The 1319-nt window shown below is 69.4% G+C and carries 1 protein-coding gene; it reads right to left on the bottom strand.

Going from position 1 to position 1319, the window contains the following annotated elements; genetic code table 11:
• Window positions 1-554 precede the first annotated feature (554 nt).
• A complete protein-coding gene (locus QH270_RS18620; protein WP_082393111.1) occupies window positions 555-812 on the bottom strand; it encodes a recombinase family protein in 258 nt (85 codons plus the stop codon).
• Between the last annotated feature and the right edge of the window lie 507 nt (window positions 813-1319).

Here is a 1319-nt window from a genome sequence, read left to right on the forward strand (position 1 = left end):
GTTCCAGGCAACGGGATACAACCCCCGCCGCCCCGGTGCTGACCGACTGTAACACCCAGGCCAACGACCGCAGAAAGTAGCCCGCGCCGTCATGTCAGCTCACTGTAAACGGCCCGTTATGCCGAGCGGAATGCTCGGCACCACGGGCCGTTTCAGCGGGTAGGCGGGTCAGGAGATGAGTGGCGGCACCGCGCGCAGGCCCCGCGCGGCCGGGGCCCGGGGGTTTGGGGAACCCCCCCCCCCCAACCCGCCCGGGGGCGCCCCCCACCCCCCGGGCAACCCGGGGCCGTTTCCTGTGAGCTGACATGACGGCGCGGGCTACTTGCTGCGGTCGATGGCCTGGGTGATCCAGTCGGTCAGCACGGGCGCGGCGGGTGTTGTAGCCGGTGGCGTCGAACGCGCCCGTGTGGCATATCCAGTCGGTGTCTTCGCGCGCCGACGCTGCGCGGGGCGTGGGAGCGGGATCGGCGCACTGCGCGCCAGGTTCGCCCGCGGCGAGTCACCGAGTCCCGAGTTACTGGCGAGTTCCGGCGGATCGCGATCGTACGTGGCGGTCAGCTCATGACGCGATCGGCGTTGCGGCGAGCCGTGTTCGGGCGACCGAACTGTTCGATCACATTGGCGGTGTTCAACAGCCGGGACACGTGGGAGGGATACCAGCGGTGTCCGCCGCCCGGTGTGGGAATTCCTCTGGCGTTGAGTTCGGCGACGATGCCTCGGTAGCTGATTCCTGTGCGATGCATGTTCACAACGAGTGCGAGGACCTCATCAGGGCAGACGCGCGGTCGTCCGCGTCTCCGGCACCCGGTCATCGACGGCCCCGGCGAGCGTTGCGAGCAGCAGGCCGAGGTTGGTCGGCCGAGCGGGTGCGCAAGATGGCGTTCATCAGTGAGATCAACGCCCCGAGCGTCGCGTCGAAGATTCGCATGGCGCGTGCGCTTCGGCGGTTGTTTCCGAAGACGGCGACCACAGCGGCTAGCGAAACCACGAGGGCGAACAGCGTTATAGGTATGAGAACCGTGGCGGTAATGATGATCGGGGCCAAGCCCCAGGTCGTGTGGGCTTGGCTGAGATGGGTCAGCAACGTGCACTCCCGTGTGGGTTCGGAGCGCGACGCCGTGTCAGTGTGCGGGCGCGCTCCAGAGGTGGATTCGAGTCGGCTGTTCACGAGCCGGGTTCGGTCCACGGGACACTCGCGGGGAGGCGGTGACGGCCTGCCCTGGGCAGCAATTACCGGCAGTGGGGGGGGGCGAGGTTGGGCGGCGGGGCGGGGAGGGCGGGGGCCGCGGGGGGGGGGGGGGGGCGCGGCGGGGGGGGAA

This window comes from Nocardia neocaledoniensis (assembly GCF_029868625.1).
In the GTDB taxonomy this organism is placed as follows: domain Bacteria; phylum Actinomycetota; class Actinomycetes; order Mycobacteriales; family Mycobacteriaceae; genus Nocardia; species Nocardia neocaledoniensis_A.